Origin of the sequence: Actinomadura sp. KC06 (assembly GCF_004348735.1) — a bacterium.
Taxonomy (GTDB): domain Bacteria; phylum Actinomycetota; class Actinomycetes; order Streptosporangiales; family Streptosporangiaceae; genus Spirillospora.
Genome location: NZ_SMKT01000333.1, coordinates 1 through 3,464 on the forward strand (window position 1 = coordinate 1; position 3,464 = coordinate 3,464).

Annotated in this window: 4 protein-coding genes; 3 read left to right on the plus strand and 1 reads right to left on the minus strand. The window is 73.1% G+C overall.

From position 1 onward, the window contains the following. The 3 genes from E1287_RS42550 to E1287_RS42560 form a co-directional block, all read left to right on the plus strand. Positions 1 to 256 (plus strand): ATP/GTP-binding protein (locus E1287_RS42550; protein ID WP_207934809.1); only part of this gene is annotated, 256 nt, incomplete at its 5' end. A 22-nt stretch (positions 257 to 278) separates the two neighbouring features. Continuing rightward, positions 279 to 1,001: an alpha/beta hydrolase gene (locus E1287_RS42555; protein WP_131971720.1), complete on the plus strand. Its 723-nt coding sequence runs from the start codon at positions 279 to 281 to the stop codon at positions 999 to 1,001. A 128-nt stretch (positions 1,002 to 1,129) separates the two neighbouring features. Further along, positions 1,130 to 1,921: an alpha/beta fold hydrolase gene (locus E1287_RS42560; protein ID WP_131971722.1), complete on the plus strand. Its 792-nt coding sequence runs from the start codon at positions 1,130 to 1,132 to the stop codon at positions 1,919 to 1,921. A 16-nt stretch (positions 1,922 to 1,937) separates the two neighbouring features. Here E1287_RS42560 and E1287_RS42565 read toward each other — a convergent pair. Next, the coding region (locus tag E1287_RS42565) for an AI-2E family transporter (RefSeq protein ID WP_243719829.1) at positions 1,938 to 3,464 on the minus strand (1,527 nt) is incomplete at its 5' end.

Here is a 3,464-nt window from a genome sequence, read left to right on the forward strand (position 1 = left end):
GTCGTGGGCTCAGGAGACCGAGGAGGGGCCGGACGGGGAGTGGATCGTCCGGTCCGTGTCCGGGGCGGGCGCGGCCAAGGCGTACCGGTGCCCCGGATGCGACCAGGAGATCCCGCAGGGCGCCGCCCACGTCGTCGCGTGGCGGGCGGACGACCGGGGCGGCGAGGACCGGCGGCACTGGCACCGTCCCTGCTGGCAGGCACGGTCCCGGCGCTCGCCCAAGGTTCAGCGCTCGCGCAACGCGCCCCGCTATTAGCGCCCCGCTACTAAGGAGATTCATGGCTGAGATCAGGGCGTCCACGGTGCTCCCGGCGCGGCGTGAGGAGATCACGCTGCACACGTCCGACGGGCTGGAACTGGTCGGCGAGCTGGCGCTGCCCGCCGACCGGCCGCCTTCGGCGACGCTGGTCTGCCTGCATCCGCTGCCCACGGCCGAGGGCATGATGGACAGCCACGTGCTGCGCAAGGCGTCCTACCGGCTGCCCGCGCTCGCCGGCCTCGCGGTGCTGCGGTTCAACACGCGCGGGACGACGTCCGCGCGCGGCACGAGCCATGGCGAGTTCGGCGAGGGGGAGACCGAGCGGTTCGACGTGGCGGCGGCGCTGGAGTACACCGAGTACCACGATCTGCCGCGCCCGTGGCTGCTCGGCTGGTCGTTCGGGACGGAGCTGGCCCTGAAATGGGGGCGCGACCCGCTGGTCAAGGGCGCGATCCTGCTGTCCCCGCCGCTGAAGCGCGCGGGCGACGCCGACCTGGACGCCTGGGGCGCGGACGGACGGCCCGTCGTGGCACTCGTCCCCGAGTTCGACGACTTTCTGCGTCCGGCGGAGGCGCGGGAACGGTTCAAGCGCGTCCCGCAGGCCGAGGTGATCGCGGTCGAGAACGCCAAGCACCTGTGGGTGGGCGAGCCGTACGTGCGGATCGTGCTGAACGAGATCGTGAAGCGGGTCGCCCCGGCCGCCGCCCCGCTCCCCACCGAATGGGACGAACCGGACAAGTAACTCCATGCGGCCGGTCGCGGCCATCTCCGTCACGCCCGACCCGTGAGCGGGTAACGATGGTGGAGCCGGCGCGTTCCGGCCGCCGCGTTCACGGCGGCCCTCGGCGACGCCGTCCGGGAGGGCCGCCCATGACCGTGCAGCTGTACGCCAGGGACGTCGGGTCCGGCACGCCGCTCGTCCTGCTGCACGCGTTCCCGCTCTCCTCGGCGATGTGGCTCGCCCAGCGCGAGGGCCTCGCCGACAGGTTCCGGGTCATCACGCCCGACCTGCGCGGCTTCGGCGGCTCGCAGCTCGGCGACGACGACCCGTCCGTCGACGCGATGGCCGACGACGTCGCCCGCCTGTTCCGGCGGCTCGGCGTCCGGCGGGCCGTGGTCGGCGGGCTGTCCATGGGCGGCTATGTCGCGATGGCGCTGTGCCGGCGGCATCCCGAGCTCGTCCTCGGGCTCGTGCTCGCCGCCACCCGCGCCGCCGCCGACACCGGGCCGGTCCGGGAGAACCGGCTGCGGCAGGCGGGACGGCTCGACGGCGACGGCACCACGCGGGTCCTCATGGACGAGGTGCTGCCCGCGCTCGTCGGGCCCACCACGTACCGGCAGCGCGCCCTGGTCTACGGGCGCGTGCGCGGGCTCGTCCAGGCCACGCCGCCGCGGGCCGCCGCGTGGGCGCAGCGCGCGATGGCGGGGCGCCCCGAGTCGTTCGGCACGCTCCGCGGCCTCCGCGTCCCCGCGCTCGTCCTGATCGGCGACGAGGACACCCTGGCCACCGAGGACGAGGCCCGCGCCATGGCGGACGCGACGCCGAACGCGGAACTGCTCGTCATCCCGCGCGCCGGGCACCTGTGCGCCGTCGAGCAGCCGGACCTGTTCAACCAGGCCGTGGCCGAGTTCGCCGCCGCCCTCGCCCGGACCAGCCGCTGACCGTCCGGGCCGGGGGCTACATCGTCTCCTGGCGCGGCACGACGATCTCGCGGATCAGTAGCGAGATCGCCGCCGCGGTCGGGATCGCCAGCAGCGCGCCGACCACCCCGAGCAGCGCCCCGCCGACCAGCGCCGCCACGATCGTCACCGCGGGCTGGACGTCGACCGTCCGTTTCATCACCCGCGGGTAGACCAGGTAGTTCTCCACCTGCTGGTAGATCAGGTAGAAGATCGCGCAGACGATCAGGTCGGTGACGTTCCCGGTGAGGAACGCGACCAGGCACGCCACGACCGCGCCGATCGTGGCGCCGATCAGCGGGATCAGGTCGGTCACCGCGACGATCAGCGCCAGCGCGAGCGCGTACTTCACCCCGAGGACCGACAGGAAGATGTAGGAGATGGTGCCCGCGATGAACGCGATCGTGAACTGCCCGGCGACGTAGCCGCCGATCCGGTCGAGGATCTCGTCGCCGAGCAGCGCGACCCTCGCCCTCCGGGAGCGCGGCGCCAGCTTGTAGAAGAACGTCTTGATCTGCGGCAGCGAGCTCATGAAGTACAGCGTCAGGATCAGGATGGTGACCGTCTGGAAGACGCCGCTGACCGCGACCTTCCCGATCCCGGTGGCGATGTCGGTGAGGCTCTTCTGGAAGTCCTCGCCCTTCACCGTCTCCTCGGCGCGGTCCAGCAGCCCGTACCGCTTGTCCCAGTTCGCGAGCGTCTTGTTCTCCTGCAGCTGCTCGACGTACTCGGGGATGTTCTTGCGCAGCTCGGTGACCTGCTCGGACACCGGCTGGACGAGCGAGGCCACGAACCCGGCGAAGAAGAGGATCACCACCAGGAACACCGCCGCGACCGCCGCGGACCGGGGCAGCCCGAACCTGCGGAGCCGCTCCACGGCCGGGTTGAGCCCGACCGCCAGGAACATCGCGACCACGATCATCACGATCACGGACTTGGCGTTGGACGCGGCCTGCACCAGCAGCCACGCGGTGATGACGCCGAGCGCGGCGGTGAACCCGAACACGAACGGGTGGGCGCGGCCGAGCGGCTGGCCGGGCCGCCCGAACGGGAAGCGGTGGTCGACGCCAGCCTCGCGCCTGCGCTGCTCGACGTCGTGCGCCGGGTCGGGCGCGCCCGGCTCCGGCGTCACCTGCGTACCCGCCGCCGTCGCCGTGGGCGCCGGGAGATTCACCGGGGCGCCGGTGGCCGGATCGCGCTCGCCGACGGGCTCGTCCATCTCCTCGGGCTTCAACGCACCGCTCGGCGCCACGACCTCGGCGTCCGGCTCGTCCTGCCCACCGGCCCCCGGCTCGCGTGCGTCGGTTTCACCGGGCTGAGAGCCATCCTCGGCCGCGCCGACCTCCGCGCGCCCGTCAGACTCGACCGCTTCACCGACCGAAGGCTCGCCCTCGCGCTCGCCGGCCTCACCGCGCTCGGTGACCGCACCGCGCTCGGTGGCCGCGCCGGGTTCGGTGGTTGTGCCGGGTTCGGTGGTTGTGCCGGGCTCGGCGGGGTTGGATGGTTCGTTCGGCTCGGTGGGGTC